The following is an 18,561-nucleotide window of genomic DNA, read 5'->3' on the forward strand; positions in this document are numbered from 1 at the left end:
AGGAAGGCCCATGCGATGACCCAGGATGATCACAGCCAAACCGCCGCCGCTCCCCGGCTCGGGGAAATCGGGCTTGCGAATTTCGCGCCCTACCTGATGAACCGGATCATGGGGCGCTATAACGCCTCGTTGCGCGACGAAATGGCGAGGCTCGGTCTCAGCACGCCCAAGATGCGCGCGCTGGCGGTGCTGTCGGTCATTGACGGGCCGCTGATCCGCGAGCTGGCGATCTATGCCGTGGTGGAACAGTCCACCCTGTCGCGCGCCCTCGATCAACTGGTCGGTGACGGGCTGATCCGGCGCGCGCAGGATAGCAGCGACAGCCGCGCGACGCGGGTCTATCTGACCGAAGCGGGGCGGGCGTCATTCGACCGGCTCTGGCCGCATATGGCCGCCGCCGAGGCCGAGATGTTCCGGGGCGTCCCCGACGAGGACAAGCGCGTCTTCGTGGGCACCCTGCAGAGAGTTCTGAAAAACATACGCAAACACGAGATCTAATCCGGGCCCGGCAGGTCCGGCCCGCGTGCTCGTGCGTAGCCGAAGGAGAAGAAGATGGCAGAGCGATCATTCAAGGCCGAGGTCAAGCATCTGCGCCTCGGCGCGGGCGAGAGCTTTACCGGCGAAGGTATTCTGGCCATCACCAAGGCGCTTCTGGAAAACGGCGTGGGCTATGTCGGCGGCTATCAGGGCGCGCCGATCAGCCATCTGATGGATGTTCTGGCCGATGCCGAGGAATTGCTGACCGAACTGGGCGTTCGTTTCGAAGCCAATGCGAACGAGGCGGCGGCGGCGGCAATGCTGGCGGCCTCGGTACATTACCCGATCCGGGGCGCGGTGACCTTCAAGGGCTCGGTCGGGGTGAACGTGGCCTCGGATGCGCTGGCGAACCTGGCCTCGTCGGGGGTGAATGGCGGCGCGCTGGTGATCGTGGGCGAAGATTACGGCGAAGGCTCCTCGATCATGCAGGAGCGGACCCATGGTTTCGCGATGAAATCGCAATTCTGGCTGCTGGATCCGCGCCCCAACCTGCCCTCGATCGTCAAGGCGGTGGGGGATGGTTTCGAGCTGTCCGAGGCGTCGAATACCCCGGTCATGCTGATGGTGCGGATCCGCGCCTGCCACGTGACCGGCAGTTTCCCCACCCGCGACAATCAAAGCCCCAGGCTGAGCGTCCGCGACGCCCTGTCCAATCCGCAATCGGATTTCTCGCGCGTGGTGCTGCCGCCGATGAGCTTCGCGCATGAGCAGGACAAGATCGACAACCGCCGTCCCGCCGCCGAAGGCTACATCCGCGATCACAAGCTGAACGAGGTTTTCGGCCCGCGCGAGGCGCCTGTCGGGCTGGTCCTTCAGGGCGGCATGTATAACAGCGTGATCCGCGCGCTGCAGCGGCTTGGCCTGGCCGATATTCATGGCGAAAGCCAGGTGCCGCTTTACGTGCTGAACGTCACCTATCCGCTGGTTCCCGACGAGTTCCTGTCCTTCTGCGAGGGCAAGGAGCAGGTGCTGACCATCGAAGAGGGTCAGCCGGAATTCATCGAGCAACAGCTATCGACCTATCTTTACCGTGCCGGATCGACGGTCAAGTTGCGCGGCAAGGACGTTCTGCCGATGGCCGGGGAATATACCGGGCAGGTGATGCTGGACGGGATCGGCCAGTTCCTGCGCGAGGCCGCACCCGGTATCCTGCCCGCGCAAGTCCTGGCCCCGAACGAGGAACGCCCGCCGCTTCCCGATCTGTCCAAGACCGTGCCGATCCGCCCGCCCGGCTTCTGCATCGGCTGCCCCGAGCGCCCGATTTTCGCGGCGATGAAACTGGTGCAAAAGGAAACCGGCAAGCTGCAGATCTCGGCCGATATCGGCTGCCATCTCTTTGCCGCGCTGCCGCCTTTCGAGATCGGCGGGGCGACCATGGGTTACGGGCTTGGACCCGCCGCGAATGCCGCTTTCGACGGCGGCGGCGAGCGCAGGCCAGTGGCGGTGATCGGCGATGGCGGGTTCTGGCATAACGGCTTGTCGTCCAGCTTCACCAACATGGCCTTCAACAAGTCCGATGGCGTGGCGGTGATCGTGGACAATTACTATTCCGCCGCGACAGGCGGGCAGGACGTGATGTCGTCCCGCGCCGACAACCCGACGAAATCCACGAAGAACCCCATCTCCAAGGCGTTGAAGGGGATCGGCATCAATTGGGTGCGGCAGGTCGATCGCACCTATGATGTCGGCAAGATGCGCGACGTGTTGCGCGAGGCGCTGACCACCGATGCGCCGGGACCGCGCGTCATCGTCGCCTCGTCGGAATGCATGCTGAACCGGCAGCGCCGGGAAAAGCCGCAGCGCGCGCAGGCGATCCGCGATGGCCGCCGGGTCGAGGCGCCGCGCTTCGGCGTGGACGAGGATGTCTGCACCGGCGATCACGCCTGTATCCGGCTGTCGGGCTGCCCCTCGCTCGGGCTGAAGCGGCTGGACGATCCGCTGCGCGACGACCCGGTCGCCTCGATCGATCAAAGCTGCGTCGGCTGCGGCAATTGCGGCGAGGTGGCGGATGCCGCCGTGCTCTGCCCCTCGTTCTACCGTGCGGATCTTGTCCATAACCCCGGCAAATGGGAGACCCGGCTGGCCCGGTTCCGCGCCCGCATCATCGGCTGGCTGCAGGCCCGCCGCAACGCCAGCCGCCTGACATTCGAGGCCCAGTCATGACCCTGCACCAGCATCTGCCATCCGCCCCTGCCGATCCGCGCCTGGACGGGATCATCAAGCTCGCGATCCTTGCGGTCGGCGGGCAGGGGGGCGGCGTGTTGACCAACTGGATCGAGGCGCTGGCCCGCCGCAACGGCTATGTGGCGCAAGCCACCAGCGTCGCGGGCGTGGCGCAGCGCACCGGCGCGACGGTCTATTACATCGAGATGGCGCCGCAGGCTGACGCCGCCCAGGTTTTCGCGCTGGCGCCCTCGACTGGTGATGTCGATATCATGATCGCCGCCGAGATGATGGAGGCAGGGCGCTCGATCCAGCGCGGCTTCGTGACCCCTGACCGGACGGTGCTGATCGCCTCGACCCATCGCGCGCTTGCGGTATCGGAAAAGATGGTGCCGGGTGACGGCATTGCCTCGTCCGAAGAGGTGATCGCAGCGGCAGAGATCGCCGCGCGGCAGTTCATCTCGGCCGATTTCGACCAGATGGCCATCAATAATGGATCGGTCATCTCGGCCTCGCTGTTCGGGGCCCTGGCCGGGTCGGGCGCGCTGCCTTTCCCGCGCGAGGCTTTCGAGGATGCGATCCGGGCGGGCGGCAAGGGGGTGGAAGGCTCGCTTCGCGCCTTTGCCGCAGCATATGACTATGCGCGTGCGCCTGCAGAGGAATCGACGTCGACCGAGCCGGGGACAGTGACTGCCCCGCGCCCATCGGGCCCCGCGCGGCTGGTCACGCAGTGGCGGGAATTGGAGGCGAGAGCCACCGCACTGCCCGCACAGGTCACCGAGATGGCCCTGCCCGGCCTGCGCAAGGTGGTCGAGTTCCAGGATCTTGCCTATGGGCGGGAATACCTGGACCGGCTTGACGAAGTGCTAACGCAGGACGATGCCGAACATGATTTCATGCTGACGCGGGAAGCGGCGAAATATATCGCCAATGCGATGGCTTATGACGATGTGATCCGGGTGGCCGATCTCAAGACCCGGTCCAGCCGGATGACCCGGATCCAGGCCGAGATGCGGGCGGGCGAAGACAACCTGATGCAGGTGACGGAATACATGCATCCCCGCGCCGAGGAAATCGCCGGAATGCTGCCTGCCGGATTGGGTCAGAAGGCGATGGACAGCCCGAAATGGATGAAGCGGCTGGATCGCTGGTTCAACAAGGGCCGCCGGTTGCGCAGCGACAGTCTGCGCGGCTATGTCATGCTGCATATGTTGGGCGGATTGAAGGGCTGGCGCCGCCGCACCCTGCGCCACGCGCAGGAACAGGCGCATCTGGCCGATTGGCTGAGCCGGGCGATGGACTACCGCGCGGCCAATTACGATCTGGCGGTCGAGCTGGTCCGCTGCCGTCGCCTGGTCAAGGGTTATTCGGACACCCATGCCCGTGGGTTGTCGAAATTCGATCTTGTGCTGGAGGGGATCGCCACCGTCGCCGCCCGTCCGGATGCTGCGGATTGGGCACGTCGGTTGCGCGAAGCCGCGCTGCAGGACGAGGAAGGCAAGGCCCTTGAGGGCGCCATCGGGACGATCCGGAGTTTTGCCTGAAGCGGTGGGCCTTGGCTGGCGTCCCGCGATGGCCGGGGGTTTCACACCCCCGGACCCCCGTGGGATATTTGGATGAAGAAGATGAAAAAAGTTGGCGTGAGCTAGCCGCGCGCAGCCCCCGAGCTGCCAAGTTCATCGAGAATCGCGCAGTCCGGGTCGGTATCGCCACGGCATTCGGTGATCAGGTCCTGCAGCTTCCGTTCCAGAGATTGCAACTGGGCGATCTTTTCCCGGATCTCGGAGAGATGAGCGACGGCCAGGTCGCGGACATCGCGGCTGGCGCGGTTTTCATCGCAGTAAAGCCCCATCAGGCGGCGGCATTCCTCGAGCGAAAAGCCAAGGCTGCGGGCTTGTGACAGGAAATGCAGCCGGGTCAGTTGCTGGCCGCTGAAGTCGCGATAGCCGTTATCGCCGCGATCCGGGGCGACAAGGCCGATTTCCTCGTAGTAGCGGATCGTCTTGACCGGCAGCCCGGTCGTCTCTGCGGCTTCACCGATATTCATCATCTGCTCCTGCGCTCTGGCGGGTGAAAGAAAACTGGTCATGGCGGGCAGCGGTTTCAAGCGCCCGCCATGACTGGTGAGACCCTTATCCGGCGGGTTGTAGCGCGGTGCGGGTGCTGCCTTGCCCTGTGGCGGCTGGCGGCGTTCCGGTCCGCGATCCGGGGCCGGCGCGGCGCAGGCGCAGCGCGTTGCTCAGCACGAAGACGCTGGACAGGGCCATTGCCCCGGCCGCCAGGATCGGCGACAGCAATATGCCGTTCAGCGGATAGAGCACCCCTGCCGCGACCGGGATCAGCGCAGTATTGTAGCCAAAGGCCCAGAACAGGTTCTGCCGGATATTCCGCATCGTCGCATGGCTGACCGCGAAGGCATTGGCGACGGTGCCGAGGCCTTTGCCCATCAGCACCACATCGGCGCTTTCGATGGCGACATCCGTGCCCGAGCCGATGGCGATGCCGACATCCGCCGAGGCCAGCGCGGGGGCGTCATTGATGCCGTCACCGACAAAAGCGACCGGCCCGTGTTCGCGCAGACGCTTGAGGGCGGCGAGCTTGCCGTCGGGCATGACCTCGGCCACGACATCGTCGATGCCGAGTTTCGCCGCGACCGCCTCTGCCGTGGCGCGGCTGTCTCCGGTGATCATCGCTACCCGCAGCCCCTGCGCATGCAGGTCGGCAATGGCCGCGGGCGCACTGTCCTTGATCCGGTCGGCTACCGCGATCAGTGCCGCGATCCGCCCGTCACGAGCGGCGAAAAGCGTGGTCTGTCCTTCGGCGGCCAGCGCTTCGGCTCGTGCCGCGAATTCGCCGGTATCGATGCCCTCGCGCTCCATCAGCCGGGCGGCGCCGATCAGCAACCCGTGCCCGCCCACCTGTGCACGAACGCCCAAGCCCGTCATCGCCTCGAACCCATCGGGAGAGGTGGGGGTCAGTCCTTCCTCGCGCGCCCCTTCGGTGATGGCGCGGGCGATGGGATGTTCCGAGCGTTCCTCGACCCCGGCCACCTGTGCCAGCAATTCGGCGCGGTCCAGGCCCGGTGCGGTCTCGAATGCGATCAGGCTGGGGCGGCCTTCGGTCAGGGTGCCGGTCTTGTCCATCGCGACCACCGCCACGCCTTGCAGCGATTGCAGCGCGTCGCCCTTGCGGAACAGCACGCCCAGTTCGGCGGCCCGTCCGGTGCCCACCATGATAGATGTCGGCGTGGCCAGACCCATCGCGCAGGGGCAGGCGATGATCAGCACGGCCACCCCGGCGACCAGCGCATGGCTGAGCCGGGGTTCCGGACCGAAGGCCAGCCACAACCCGACGGTCAGCAGCGCCACGGCCAGGACGGCGGGGACGAAATACATGGTGATGCGGTTCACCAGCCCCTGGATCGGCAGGCGGGCGCCCTGAGCCTCCTCGACCATGCGGATGATCTGCGACAACACCGTGTCGGCGCCGACATGGGTGGCACGAAACACCAGCGCGCCATTGCCGTTCACCGTGCCGCCGGTCACCTGCGCGCCCTCGGATTTTTCGACCGGGACCGGCTCGCCGGTGATCATGCTCTCATCGACCCATGAGTCGCCCGAGACGACCTGCCCGTCTACCGCGAGCTTCTCTCCGGGGCGGACATGGATCAGGTCGCCGGTCACGATCTGTTCGATGGGCAGTTCGCTGACTTCGCCGCCGCGTTCGACCCGAGCGGTGCGGGCGCGCAGACCGGCCAGCTTGCGGATCGCCTCGCCGGTGCGGCCCTTGGCGCGCGCCTCGAGAAACCGGCCCAGAAGGATCAGCACGATGATCACCGCTGCCGCCTCGAAATAGACATTGCGGCTGGCCTCGGGCAGCAGCGCTGGCAGGAAGGTCGCCACGGTCGAAAAGCCCCATGCCGCCGCCGTGCCCAGTGCCACGAGCGAGTTCATGTCGGGCGCGCCCTTCAGCAGGGCCGGAAAGCCCGTGGTGTAAAAGCGCCGGCCCGGCCCGATCACAACCAAAGTCGTCAGCAGGAACTGGATCACCCACGAGGCCTGCATGCCGATGCTGTCCGCGATCAGGCGATGGAAGCCGGGGATCAGGTGGCTGCCCATTTCGAGCACGAAGACCGGAACGGCCAGCAGGGCCGCGACGAGCAGGTCGCGGCGCAGCGCGGCGATCTCGCCTGCTTTCCGGTCATCGAGGCTATCCACAGCGTCGGGCCGGGCCGAATCGGCTTGATACGGCCGCGCGGGATAGCCCGCCTCGCTCACGATTGCAGCGATCTCGCCCGCATCCAGCTCCTCGGCATGGCGCACCACCCCGCGCGCCGAAGCCAGGTTGACATTGGCCGAGACGATTCCCGGCGTCGCGGTCAAGGCGCGCTCTATCCGCCCCACGCAAGAGGCGCAGGACATGCCGTCAATCTCCAGCGTGGTCTCGGCCAGACGGGCGGGATAGCCGGTCTCCTCTAGGACCTCGGCCAATCGCCCCACTGTCAGGCTACCATCATGCCGCACCGTCGCGCTTTCCGTGGCCAGGTTGACCTCGGCCCCGGTGACGCCCTGCGCCTGTTGCAGGGCGCGTTCTACCCGTCCCACGCAAGAGGCGCAGCTCATCCCGTCCACGCCGATCCGCAGGGTTCTGTCATCGCTCATCATGCTGCTCCGTCCATGAATTCCCGTTCTCGGCATCTTACCTAGGGCTTCCAGTTACTGGAGGGTCAAGGGGTGATTCCAAAAATGTTCTTCAAAGCTGAGCTCCGATCCGCGCCACCTAAACGCGCCGCTTCTTCTTCATGAAAATATCCCCGGGGGTGCCGGGGGGCAGGCAGCCCCCCGGCCATCGCGGGACGCAATCCCGGATTGGCCAGTCTCAGAAATCCAACCCCAGATCCAGCGTCCGGGCCGAATGGGTCAGGGCGCCGGACGAGATGTAATCCACCCCGGTTGCAGCCACTTCGGCGATGCGCTCCAGCCGCATATTGCCCGAGGCTTCCAGCACCACGCGCCCCGCCGCCATGGCGACCGCTTCGCGCAGCGTGGGGGTGTCCATGTTGTCCAACAGCACGACATCCGCACCGCCCTCGTCCAGCACCTCGGCAAGCTGCTCGAGGCTGTCCACCTCTATTTCGGTGCGGATCATATGCGATGCGCGGGACTTGACTGCCTGCAGGACAGGGCGGATGCCGCCCGCCGCGGCGATATGGTTGTCCTTGATCAGGATGGCGTCGGACAGGGAGAAACGGTGATTGAAGCCGCCGCCATGCAGCACCGCCTGTTTCTCGACCAGCCGCAGGCCCGGTGTGGTTTTGCGCGTGCAGGTGATCCGCGTGGCGCACCCCTCGGTCCGGGCGACGAAAGCGGCGGTCAGGCTGGCGATGCCGCACATCCGGCCGGCGAAATTCAGCGCCACACGCTCGGCCGAGAGGATCGAGGCGGCGCTGCCCTCGATCTCCATCAGCAACTCGCCGGGTTGGAAAGGGGTGCCGTCCGGGCAGGCGATGCGCAGAGCCAATCCCGGATCAACCAGCCGGAAGGCCATCGCGGCCAGTTGCATCCCCGAGGCCACGCCCGCCTCGCGCGCACGCAGATGCGCGGTATAGCGCAGATCCGCCGGGATGACCGTGCGCGTGGTGACATCGCCCTGGCTGCCCAGATCCTCGGCCAGCGCGGCACGGATCAGGGGTTCGACAAGCAGGTCGGGCAGGGACGGGATCATGGGGTGGTCTCCGGTGAAAATGCGTCGCGGATCGCCATGGCCTCGGTCAGCGTAAACCGGCTGCGGTGAGGCTCGGGCAGGCTGTCGGGGAAATCGCGGCGGCAATGCGCGCCGCGGCTTTCCTGTCGTTGCAGGGCGGCGGCGGCGATCAGCGTGGCGGTGGCGGTCATGTTGGAGAGCGAAGGACAATCGGGCTGCGCGGCCTCGATGGTGGCGATCTCGCGCAGGCAGCGGGTCAGGCCATCCGCGTCGCGCAACACCCCGGCGCCCTCGGTCATCGCCTGTCGCAAGCGCGAGACCAGTTCCGGGCGCGGCAAGGCGGCATCTGGCAGATCGGGCAGTTGCAACCATGCGGATGCGTTTGGCCCCTTGCCCATGCTGTCCGAGATATCCCGTGCACATCGCGCCGCAAAGACCAGCCCTTCCAACAGCCCGTTCGAGGCCAGCCGGTTCGCCCCATGCAGCCCGGTTGACGCTGCCTCACCGCAGACCCAAAGACCGTCAAGGCTGGCGTGCCCGTTAGTATCCGTGGCGATGCCGCCCATATGGTAATGCGCGGCGGCGGCGATGGGGATCGGCTGCGTGACCGGGTCGATACCGGCCTTTTCGCAGGCTTCCGCAAGGGCGGGAAACTCGGTCAGGATACGCGGGCCAAGACAGGCACAGCTGTTCAGCATCGGCTCCAGCCCGGCCTGCGTCTGCGCATAGACCGCGCGGGCGACGATATCGCGGGGGGCAAGCTCGGCATCCGGGTGCAGGCCTTGCATGAAACGCTCGCCCTTGCGGTTGACCAGCCACGCGCCCTCGCCCCGCAGGGCCTCGGTCGCCAGTGGGGCCGGGTCGAGGCCGCAGGCGATGGCGGTGGGGTGGAATTGCACGAATTCGGCATCGGCGATCATGGCACCCGCCCGCGCCGCCATGCCGATCACCTGCCCGCGTATGCGCAGTGGATTGGTGGTCACCGCGTAAAGCCCGCAGGATCCGCCCCCTGCCAGCAGCACCGCAGGGGCCTTGACCGTTACCGGGGTCGAGCCATCCGCGCGGGCAATATCGACACCGGTCACCCGGCCCGCATCGACCTGCAACCCGGTGGCGAGCATTCCCTCCAGCACCTGCACCGAAGGCGTGGCGCGCAGGGCGGCGACCAAGGCGCGCATGATCTCGGCCCCGGCCTGATCGCCTTTCACGCGAACCACGCGGGCAAAGCTATGCGCCGCCTCGCGCGACATGATATAGCCGCCACCCGGCGCGCGGTCGAACGGCGCGCCAAGCCCGGTCAGGTCAAGGATATGGTCCCGCGCCGCCTCGGTGACGATCCGCGCCACATCGGCATCGACCGTGCCCGCCCCGGCCCGCATCGTGTCGCTTGCATGGGCGGCGGCGCTGTCGGCCGGATCCATCGCCGCCGCGACGCCGCCAAGCGCCCAGGCAGAGCTTGCACCCTGGCCTAGGTTTTCGGGCGAGATCATCAGCACCGGGCGCGGGGCAAGGTTCAGCGCGGCATAGATCGCCGCCAGCCCCGCACCGACGATCACGATCCGGTCACTCGCGATTTGCGGCATATGCGTGGCCCCTCAGCCCGCCAGTTGGCGCGACAGGTCGATCATCCGCTGCACCGCCAGCCGCGCCCTGTCGGCGATCTTCGGGTCCACCTCGACCGCGCCACTCATGCTGTGCAGCGAGTAGAGCACCTTTTCCAGCGTGATCTTCTTCATGTAGGGGCACATGTTGCAGGGGCCGAGAAACTCGACCTCGGGGAAGGCGTCCGAGATATTGGTCGCCATCGAGCATTCCGTGACCAGCATGGTCTTTTCCGGCTTCTCGCGGCCGACCCAATCGATGATCCCCGCGGTCGAGCCGGCGAAATCGGCCTCGGCCACGACATCGGGCGGGCATTCGGGATGGGCGATGATCCGCAGCCCCGGGTTCCATTCGCGGAAATCGCGCAGGTCCTGCGGGGTGAAACGCTCATGCACGATGCAGGCGCCGTCCCACCAGACGATGCGCTTCTGCGGCACCTGCTTGGCGACATTCTGCGCCAGGTATTTGTCGGGGGTCATGATGACCGTGTCGCCTTCCATCGCGGCGACGATCTGCGCGGCATTGGAGGAGGTGCAGCAGATATCCGAGGCGGCCTTCACCTCGGCGGTGGTGTTGACATAGCTGACCACCGGCGCGCCGGGATATTGCGCCCGCATCTCGGCGATGCCCTCGGCGGTGATGCTTTCGGCCAGAGAGCAGCCCGCCTCCATGTCCGGCATCAGCACGGTCTTGGCGGGGTTCAGGACCTTCGAGGTCTCGGCCATGAAATGCACGCCGCATTGCACGATCACATCGGCCTCGACCTCGGTCGCCTTGATGGCAAGCTGCAGGCTGTCACCGACGAAATCCGCGATACCGTGATAGATGTCGGGCGTCATGTAGTTATGCGCCAGCACCACGGCGTTGCGTTCCTGCTTGAGCCGGTTGATCGCGGCCACATAGGGGGCCTGCATCGCCCAATCGGGCGGCGGGACGACGCGGTTCATCCTTGCATAGATATCCCCCATCTCTTCGGCCAGTTCGACAGAGGGGGCAAGATCGTAATGCGCTTCAAGCTCGGCGCGAAGGTTCGTCTGGTCGAGCAATGGTCTGACACCTCTCGCATGCATGGGCGCTCGGGCAGATCGAGCGGGTCCGGTCCTTGCGCCGGGGCGCGGCGCATCTGCGCTGTTCTAGACATTGCTTGTCCCCACGGCAAGCATTCGCTGCCTTCCGGGCAGGTTTTGCTGGCCCGATCGCGGTTGGAAACCGGTCATCATCCGGAAATCGGATGATTCTGCCAGATCCGGAAATCGGATGATTCTGCCAGTTGTGGGTTCGCCGGAAAATGCAGCCCTGGATTGCCGATCTCAAACCGCCCAATTCTTGGTCAAATTCCCGAATCCGGCGGTCACGGCTTGGGCTGTTTGCGTAATGCTGCACCGCAGAGACGCTATTTCCCCCGTCAGGCTTGCAAGAAGATGGCAGGTCATGGCGCTGATGCATGCGGGAAGCCACCGTATCGCCAAGGGAGCCCATATGACCGATCCTGTCCACGCGCCCGCCTCGCCTGAAGAGGCCAATCGCGCCCTGATCATGTCCACCATCGCCTTCACCGTCTGTTTCGCGGTCTGGACCATTTTCTCGATCATCGGCCTGCAAATCCGCGAACAGCTTGACCTGAGCGACTCGCAATTCGGCCTGATGGTCGGGTTGCCGATCCTGACCGGCTCGCTGGTGCGGATCGTGCTGGGGATCCTGACCGACAGGCTGGGCGGGCGCATCGTCTACAGCCTGACCATGCTGACCGCCGCCGCCTCGACCCTGCTGCTGTCTTTCGCCCAGAGCTATCCGCAGGTGCTGCTGGCCGCCACCGGCGTCGGGGTGGCGGGCGGATCCTTCGCGGTGGGCGTCGCCTATGTATCGCGCTTTTACCCTGCGGAGCGGCAGGGGACGGCGCTTGGCATTTTCGGGGTCGGCAATGTCGGCGCGGCGGTGACCAAGTTCGTGGCGCCCTTCGTGATGATCGCGGTCGGCTGGCAGGGCACCGCGCAGATCTGGGCGCTGCTTCTGGTGGCCATGGCGGCGCTGTTCTGGTTCACCACCTATGACGATCCCGACAGCTTCGCCCGCCATCACGGCACCGCCCCCAAGGCGCCGCCGCGCAGCCTTTTCGCAGAGCTTTCGCTGCTCAAGAACCTGCAGGTCTGGCGTTTTTCCTTCTATTACTTCTTCGCCTTCGGGGCTTTCGTCGCGCTGGCGCTGTGGCTGCCGCATTACCTGATCGAGGTCTACGGCTTCGATGTGAAGACCGCCGGGATGATCGGCGCGGCCTATTCCATCCCGGCCTCGATCTTTCGCGCCTATGGCGGGGTGCTGTCGGACCGGCTCGGTGCGCGGCGGGTGATGTACTGGACCTTTGCCGTCTCGCTGGCGGTCACGGGGGTCCTGTCCTTGCCGGGCGGGCTGCCGCCGCTGGTCTTCGTGGTGGCGATCTTTGTACTGGGCTTTTTCATGAGCCTCGGCAAGGCCGCCGTCTACAAGCATGTGCCCAGCTATTATCCGCAGAATGTCGGCGCGGTCGGCGGGCTGGTCGGCATGATCGGCGGGTTGGGCGGCTTCTTCCTGCCGCTCCTGTTCGGTTGGCTGCGCGACGAGACGGGTCTCTGGTCAAGCTGCTTCATGGTGCTGTTCGTGCTGGTCGCCATCGGCCTCGGCTGGATGCATGTCTCTGTCCGTCGCCTCGACCGCGCCGCTGTCCCGCAAGCTGCCTGAAAGGAGCCATGCGATGAAGAAGAAACTCGTCATCATCGGAGCCGGGATGGCCTCGGGCCGGATGCTGGAGCATCTGTTCGACGCCGCCCCCGATCTTTACGACGTCACCCTGTTCAACGAGGAACCGCGCGGCAATTACAACCGCCTGATGCTGTCGCCGGTCCTGTCGGGCGAAAAGACCTATGAAGAGATCGTCACCCATGACGCCGGCTGGTATGAAACCCATGGCGTGACCTGTCGCTTCGGCGAGCCCGTGGTTCGGATCGATCGCGAGGCCAAGGTCGTTCACACCAATTACCGCTCGGCCGAATATGACGCGCTGGTCATCGCCACCGGCTCTGCGCCCTTCATCATTCCCGTGGTCGGCAAGGAACTGCCCGGCGTCGTCACCTATCGCGATCTCGAAGATACCCATGCGATGATCGATGCCGGCATCGCGGGCAAGGATGCCGTGGTGATCGGCGGCGGGCTGCTGGGGCTGGAGGCGGCTGCGGGCATGGCCGCGCGCGGCGCCAGCGTCACGGTGATCCACCTGATGGATCACCTGATGGAGCGGCAGCTCGATCCGGCGGCGGGTTACCTGCTGAAGAAGGACCTGGAGAGCCGCGGCATCAAGGTGCATTGCAAGGGCGCGACCAAGGCGATCCTTGGCCATGAGCGGGCCGAGGCCGTGCTGCTGGAAGACGGCACCGTCTACCCGGCGGACCTGGTCTGCATGGCCGTGGGCATCCGCCCCGAAACCCGTATCGCCGTGGATGCCAAGCTGGAGGTCGAGCGCGGCATCACCGTCGATGATTCCATGCGTACCACCGATCCCTCGATTTTCGCGCTCGGCGAATGCGTCGAACATCGCCAGCAGCTTTTCGGCCTTGTCGCACCGCTTTACGATCAGGCCAGGGTGCTGGCGCAAACCCTGCAGGGCGAGGCCGCCGAGTTCCGCCCGGTCCAGACCGCGACCAAGCTGAAGGTCACCGGCTGCGACCTGTTCAGCGCTGGTGATTTCGCCGACGGCGAGGGGCGCGAGGATATCGTCTTCCGCGATCCGGGCCGCGGCATCTACAAGCGGCTGGTGCTAAAGGATAACCGTATCATCGGCATCGTCATGTATGGCGACACCGCCGACGGCAACTGGTTCTACGGTTTGCTGAAGGACGGAACCGATGTCAGCGAGATGCGCGACACGCTCATATTCGGCCCCGCCTTCCAGGGAGGGGGTGCGCCGGACCCTATGGCGGCCGTTGCAGCCTTGCCGCCTGAGGCGGAGATCTGCGGCTGTAACGGCATTTGCAAGGGGCAGATCGTCGAGGCGGTCCAGGGGGGTGCGACCTCTCTGGACGCGGTTCGGGCACAGACCAAGGCCAGCGGCTCATGTGGCACTTGTACCGGGCTGGTCGAGCAGGTGATGCAATTCACGCTTGGTGACGATTTCACCGCCGCCGCGCCTGCTTGCATGTGCGGCTGCACCGATCACAGCCACGAGGATGTGCGCCGGCTGATCAAGTCGATGGGGCTGAAATCCATTCCTGCGGTCATGCAGGAACTGGGCTGGAAAACCCCCGGTGGCTGCCATTCCTGCCGCCCGGCGCTGAATTTCTACCTGCTCGCCGAATGGCCGACCGAGTATCGGGACGACCGCCAGAGCCGTTTCGTCAACGAGCGCAACCATGCCAATATCCAGAAGGACGGCACCTATTCCGTCGTGCCGCGCATGTGGGGTGGGGTGACAACGCCCGCCGAGTTGCGCGCCATCGCCGATGCCGCCGACAAGTATGACGTGCCGATGGTCAAGGTCACCGGCGGCCAGCGCATCGACCTGTTGGGCGTCAGCAAGGAGGATCTGCCGCATATGTGGGCCGATCTGAACGAGGCCGGGCTGGTGTCGGGCCATGCCTATTCCAAGGGGCTGCGCACGGTGAAAACCTGCGTCGGCAAGGATTTCTGCCGCTTCGGCACGCAGGATTCGACCGGGCTCGGCATAAGGCTGGAAAAGCTGCTTTGGGGGTCCTGGACGCCGCACAAGGTCAAGCTGGGCGTTTCGGGCTGCCCCCGGAACTGCGCCGAGGCGACCTGCAAGGATGTCGGCGTGGTCTGCGTCGATTCCGGCTACAATATCAGCGTCGCCGGCGCGGCGGGCATGGAGGTGAAAGAGACCGAGCATCTTGCCTCGACCCCGTCCGAGGACGAGGCGGTCGAGATCATCACCGCCTTCATCCAGCTTTACCGCGAGAACGCCAAATACCTGGACCGCCCCTATAAATGGGTCGCCAAGGTCGGGCTGGACTGGGTGATCGAGCGCGTCGTCGATGACCTCGCCGGGCGGCAGGCACTGGTCGAGCGGTTCGAGCTGAGCCAATCCGTCTATCGCAAAGATCCATGGGCCGCACATTCCACCGACCGGGAACGCGCCAAATGGGCCCCGATGGCCGATTTCACCCTGGAGGCCGCGGAATGACCCAATTCGTCGATATCGGAGCCTTGGAGGATATCCCCGTGCAGGGCGCCCGGCTGGTGCGCACCGCGCAGGGCTGTATCGCGGTGTTTCGCACCGCCGATGATCGGGTCTTCGCGCTGGACGACCGCTGCCCGCACAAGGGCGGTCCCCTCTCCGAGGGCATTGTCCATGGCACCTCGGTGACATGCCCGCTGCATAACTGGGTGTTCGACATGAATACCGGCGCGGCGCAAGGCGCGGACGACGGGCAGGTCGGCACCTATCCCGCCCGGGTCGAGGGCGGGCGCGTGCTGCTGGATGCCAGTGCGCTGCCAAGGCACAGCGCGGCATGAATATCCGGGCTCAACCCATCCGCACCACCTGCCCCTATTGCGGCGTGGGCTGTGGCGTGCTGGCCCGGCCGGACGGGGAAGGCGGGCTGGATATTTCCGGCGATCCCGACCACCCGGCCAATCGCGGCAGGCTCTGCGTCAAGGGCGCGGCGCTGGCCGAGACCCTTCGGCCCGACGGGCGGCTGCTGACCCCGCGCATCCATGGCCGGGTGGCCGATTGGGACAGCGCGCTCGACATGGTGGCGCGCCGGTTTCAGGAAACAATTGCCGAACACGGCCCGGATTCGGTCGGCTTCTATGTCTCGGGACAGTTGCTGACCGAGGATTACTATGTCGCCAACAAGCTGATGAAGGGCTTCATCGGCTCGGCCAATATCGACACGAATTCGCGGCTCTGCATGGCCTCTTCCGTGGCGGGGCATCGCCGCGCCTTCGGCTCGGACACCGTGCCGGGCCTGTATGAGGATTTCGAGGAAGCGGAATTGGTGGTTCTTGTCGGCTCCAATCTCGCATGGTGCCATCCGGTGCTGTATCAGCGCCTCGCCGCGGCCAGGGAAAAGGGGCTGGGGCCGCGCGTGGTGGTGATCGATCCGCGCCGCACCGCGACCTGTGACCTCGCCGATCTGCACCTGGCGATCAAGCCGGGCGGGGACGCGGCGCTGTTCAACCTGCTGTTGGCCGAGAACGAGCGCCGCCGCGCCTGTGACGGGATTTTCCTGCCCCATGTTTCGGGGCTGCAAGAGGCGCTACATGCCGCCCGCGCCACGGATCCGGCGATGACCGGGCTTGAGCCCGAGGATCTGGCGCGCTTTCTCGAATGGTGGATCGATACCGAGAAGGTCGTGACGGTCTATTCCCAGGGCATCAACCAGTCCGACAGCGGCACCGACAAGGTGAACGCGATCCTCAACTGCCATCTCGCCACGGGCCGCATCGGCCGCCCCGGCATGGGGCCGTTCAGCGTCACCGGGCAGCCCAATGCGATGGGCGGGCGCGAGGTTGGCGGGCTGGCCAATATGCTGGCCTGCCACCTGGATATCGAGAACAAGGCGCATCGCGACGCCGTGCAGTATTTCTGGCAGGCGCCCGCGATGGCGCCAGGGCCGGGGCTGAAGGCGGTCGAGATGTTCCGCGCCGTCGAAGAGGGCCGGATCAAGGCGCTGTGGATCATCTGTACCAACCCCGCCGTTACCATGCCCGAGGCCGACCGCGTCGCCCGCGCCATCGAGGGCTGTGATTTCACCGTGGTCAGCGACATGATGGAGCAGACCGATACCACCCGGCTGGCGCATGTGCTGCTGCCCGCCACCGGATGGGGAGAGAAGGACGGCACCGTCACCAATTCCGAGCGCCGCATCAGCCGCCAGCGCCCCAGCCAGCCCCGAAGGGGCGAGGCGCGGGACGATTGGCGCATATTGGCGGATGTGGGGCGGCGGATGGGCTGGGAAAATGCTTTCGGCTGGAACTCTGCCGCCGAGGTCTATGCCGAATATGCCGCCCTGTCCGGGGTGGCGGGCGGGCTCGGCAGCGATTTCGACATTTCCGCCCATGCCGGGATCACGTCCGCCGAATATGATGCGCTGGAGCCGTTCCTATGGCCGCAATCATCGCGCAAGCGGGGTGGGCGTTTCTTCGGCGATGGCCGGTTCCATACGCCGGATGGCAAGGCACGGATGGTGCCCGTCACCGCGCGCGCGCCGCAGCCGCTTTGCCCGGCCTATCCGTTCAGGCTGAATACCGGGCGGGTGCGCGACCATTGGCACACCATGACCCGAACCGCCCTGTCGCCGCGCCTCAGCCGCCACATGGCCGAGCCCTATCTGGAACTGCACCCGCAGGACGCGGCGGAACTGGGCCTGCAACCGGCGGAACTGGCCGAGGTCGACAGCCCGCATGGCCGGGCGATCCTGCGCGTGCTGGTAACCGACCGCGTGGCGCGGGGCCATCCCTTCGCGCCGATGCACTGGACCGGGGAAACCGCCCCCTCGGGCCGGATCGATGCGCTGGTGCCGTGGCTGACCGATCCGCTATCGGGTCAGCCCGCCTCGAAATCCGCGCCGGTGGCGATCCGGCCCTTTGCGGCGGGCTGGTTCGGTTTCGCCCTGGCGGCGCGCGCCTTCCGTCCCGATTGCGCCTATTGGGCGAGGGCGAGCCTGCCCGGCGGGATGCAGGCCGAACTTGCCGGGCGGGCACCGCCTGCGGATTGGGGTGAATGGGCCGCTGCGATGTTCGGCCTGACCAGCGAGCCCCTGACGATTTCGGATCGCGCCCGTGGCATGCAGCGCCTCGGTTTTGTCGAGCAAGGACGTCTCGCGGCCGCTCTCTTCGTTGCCCCTGAACCGGTGGCGCTGTCGCGCAGCCATGTCGCCGGGTTGTTGGGGGCAGAGCCCGGTCCCGGCATGTTGGCCGGTCGCGCCGGGGCGGACCAGCCGGACGAGGGCGCCACGGTTTGCGCCTGCTTCGGGGTGGGGGTGAATACCATCGCCCGCGCCATCGCCGAACAGGGGCTCGTCACGGTCGAATCCGTCGGCGCGGCCTTGCAGGCAGGCAGCAATTGCGGTTCCTGCCGTCCGGAAATCCGGGCGTTGATCGAACGCTGCCTTGCCGGATCGGGTAATCCTGCGAAGGAACCGACGGTGTTCGACGCAGGTGAATCACTTATATTATCACGCGACATACCTGCCGACGATCGGAAACATGCTTCTGATCACGCTAACTAAATTGGGGAAATCACCTGCCTGTCACACTGATCGAAGGTGGTAGAAGGGTCGGAGTGAATGTCATTCTGACTTCATCAAAAAAAACCGACGTGAGGCGACGGTTGGCTGTGAATTTTAGGTGATGGCACTGGAGGCGTTAACTACAGGATATATATGTTTTAGGCTGCTCGCTAAGAGGATAGCGAAGGAGGAACGATGAAAGCCAGTCAAGTCGAGACGGTCATGTTCTGTTGGCGCGTGATAACAACCATTGATGGGAGCAGAATGATCGCCAAGAAGATGATGACGAGGATCCGGCGTTAGAAAGCAGGAAATACATGTTGGCCCTTTCAGGGTC

General features: G+C 65.7%; 12 protein-coding genes. 7 read left to right on the forward strand and 5 right to left on the reverse strand.

Annotation, left to right across the window (positions count from 1 at the left end):
• The first annotated feature begins 15 nt into the window (after window positions 1-15).
• Genes JHX88_RS21265 through JHX88_RS21275 form a run of 3 tightly spaced genes read left to right on the forward strand, consistent with a single transcriptional unit; the run spans window position 16 to window position 4,244 of the window.
• The gene (locus JHX88_RS21265) at window positions 16-498 is read left to right on the forward strand and encodes a MarR family winged helix-turn-helix transcriptional regulator (RefSeq protein WP_076526857.1); all 483 of its coding nucleotides are present in this window, start codon (window positions 16-18) and stop codon (window positions 496-498) included.
• A 54-nt stretch (window positions 499-552) separates the two neighbouring features.
• Window positions 553-2,700 (forward strand): thiamine pyrophosphate-dependent enzyme, encoded by a 2,148-nt coding sequence (locus JHX88_RS21270; RefSeq protein WP_076526858.1) that lies wholly within the window; start codon window positions 553-555, stop codon window positions 2,698-2,700.
• Window positions 2,697-4,244 (forward strand): indolepyruvate oxidoreductase subunit beta family protein, encoded by a 1,548-nt coding sequence (locus tag JHX88_RS21275; RefSeq protein ID WP_076526859.1) that lies wholly within the window; start codon window positions 2,697-2,699, stop codon window positions 4,242-4,244. The genes JHX88_RS21270 and JHX88_RS21275 overlap by 4 nt, the downstream gene beginning before the upstream one ends.
• A gap of 101 nt (window positions 4,245-4,345) precedes the next feature.
• On the opposite strand, the gene JHX88_RS21280 is transcribed toward JHX88_RS21275, so the two are convergent.
• The 5 genes from JHX88_RS21280 to nadA form a co-directional block, all read right to left on the reverse strand.
• The gene (locus JHX88_RS21280) at window positions 4,346-4,747 is read right to left on the reverse strand and encodes a Cu(I)-responsive transcriptional regulator (protein WP_076526944.1); all 402 of its coding nucleotides are present in this window, start codon (window positions 4,745-4,747) and stop codon (window positions 4,346-4,348) included.
• Window positions 4,748-4,832: 85 nt separating this feature from the next.
• Window positions 4,833-7,361, reverse strand: a complete 2,529-nt coding sequence (locus JHX88_RS21285; RefSeq protein ID WP_076526945.1) for a heavy metal translocating P-type ATPase — start codon at window positions 7,359-7,361, stop codon at window positions 4,833-4,835.
• Window positions 7,362-7,578: 217 nt separating this feature from the next.
• A complete protein-coding gene (gene nadC, locus JHX88_RS21290; protein WP_076526860.1) occupies window positions 7,579-8,424 on the reverse strand; it encodes a carboxylating nicotinate-nucleotide diphosphorylase in 846 nt (281 codons plus the stop codon).
• On the reverse strand, window positions 8,421-9,986 hold the full coding sequence (locus JHX88_RS21295) for an L-aspartate oxidase (RefSeq protein WP_076526861.1): 1,566 nt from the start codon (window positions 9,984-9,986) through the stop codon (window positions 8,421-8,423). Before JHX88_RS21295 ends, nadC begins: the two co-directional genes overlap by 4 nt.
• Window positions 9,987-9,998: 12 nt before the next feature.
• Complete coding sequence (nadA, locus tag JHX88_RS21300) at window positions 9,999-11,075, reverse strand: quinolinate synthase NadA (RefSeq protein WP_076526862.1); 1,077 nt, start codon at window positions 11,073-11,075, stop codon at window positions 9,999-10,001.
• Window positions 11,076-11,484: 409 nt separating this feature from the next.
• Here nadA and JHX88_RS21305 point away from each other — a divergent pair, with 409 nt between their 5' ends.
• Genes JHX88_RS21305 through JHX88_RS21320 form a run of 4 tightly spaced genes read left to right on the forward strand, consistent with a single transcriptional unit; the run spans window position 11,485 to window position 18,224 of the window.
• Entirely contained in the window at window positions 11,485-12,720 is a 1,236-nt protein-coding gene (locus JHX88_RS21305; protein ID WP_076526947.1) for an MFS transporter, read from the forward strand.
• Window positions 12,721-12,733: 13 nt separating this feature from the next.
• On the forward strand, window positions 12,734-15,172 hold the full coding sequence (gene nirB / locus JHX88_RS21310; RefSeq protein ID WP_076526946.1) for a nitrite reductase large subunit NirB: 2,439 nt from the start codon (window positions 12,734-12,736) through the stop codon (window positions 15,170-15,172).
• Window positions 15,169-15,504, forward strand: coding sequence for a nitrite reductase small subunit NirD (nirD, locus tag JHX88_RS21315; protein ID WP_076526863.1), 336 nt, complete (start codon window positions 15,169-15,171; stop codon window positions 15,502-15,504). Before nirB ends, nirD begins: the two co-directional genes overlap by 4 nt.
• Window positions 15,501-18,224 (forward strand): nitrate reductase, encoded by a 2,724-nt coding sequence (locus tag JHX88_RS21320; RefSeq protein ID WP_084203185.1) that lies wholly within the window; start codon window positions 15,501-15,503, stop codon window positions 18,222-18,224. The genes nirD and JHX88_RS21320 overlap by 4 nt, the downstream gene beginning before the upstream one ends.
• The last annotated feature ends 337 nt before the right edge of the window (window positions 18,225-18,561 follow it).

Origin of the sequence: Paracoccus saliphilus, from assembly GCF_028553805.1 — a bacterium.
Classification (GTDB): domain Bacteria; phylum Pseudomonadota; class Alphaproteobacteria; order Rhodobacterales; family Rhodobacteraceae; genus Paracoccus; species Paracoccus saliphilus.

Bases quoted from the DNA above. Each gene is read 5' to 3' on its own strand.
- JHX88_RS21265 (WP_076526857.1), top strand. From the start codon at position 16: ATGACCCAGGATGATCACAGCCAAACCGCCGCCGCTCCCCGGCTCGGG.
- JHX88_RS21270 (WP_076526858.1), top strand. From the start codon at position 553: ATGGCAGAGCGATCATTCAAGGCCGAGGTCAAGCATCTGCGCCTCGGC.
- JHX88_RS21275 (WP_076526859.1), top strand. From the start codon at position 2,697: ATGACCCTGCACCAGCATCTGCCATCCGCCCCTGCCGATCCGCGCCTG.
- JHX88_RS21280 (WP_076526944.1), bottom strand. From the start codon at position 4,747: ATGAATATCGGTGAAGCCGCAGAGACGACCGGGCTGCCGGTCAAGACG.
- JHX88_RS21285 (WP_076526945.1), bottom strand. From the start codon at position 7,361: ATGAGCGATGACAGAACCCTGCGGATCGGCGTGGACGGGATGAGCTGC.
- nadC (WP_076526860.1), bottom strand. From the start codon at position 8,424: ATGATCCCGTCCCTGCCCGACCTGCTTGTCGAACCCCTGATCCGTGCC.
- JHX88_RS21295 (WP_076526861.1), bottom strand. From the start codon at position 9,986: ATGCCGCAAATCGCGAGTGACCGGATCGTGATCGTCGGTGCGGGGCTG.
- nadA (WP_076526862.1), bottom strand. From the start codon at position 11,075: ATGCATGCGAGAGGTGTCAGACCATTGCTCGACCAGACGAACCTTCGC.
- JHX88_RS21305 (WP_076526947.1), top strand. From the start codon at position 11,485: ATGACCGATCCTGTCCACGCGCCCGCCTCGCCTGAAGAGGCCAATCGC.
- nirB (WP_076526946.1), top strand. From the start codon at position 12,734: ATGAAGAAGAAACTCGTCATCATCGGAGCCGGGATGGCCTCGGGCCGG.
- nirD (WP_076526863.1), top strand. From the start codon at position 15,169: ATGACCCAATTCGTCGATATCGGAGCCTTGGAGGATATCCCCGTGCAG.
- JHX88_RS21320 (WP_084203185.1), top strand. From the start codon at position 15,501: ATGAATATCCGGGCTCAACCCATCCGCACCACCTGCCCCTATTGCGGC.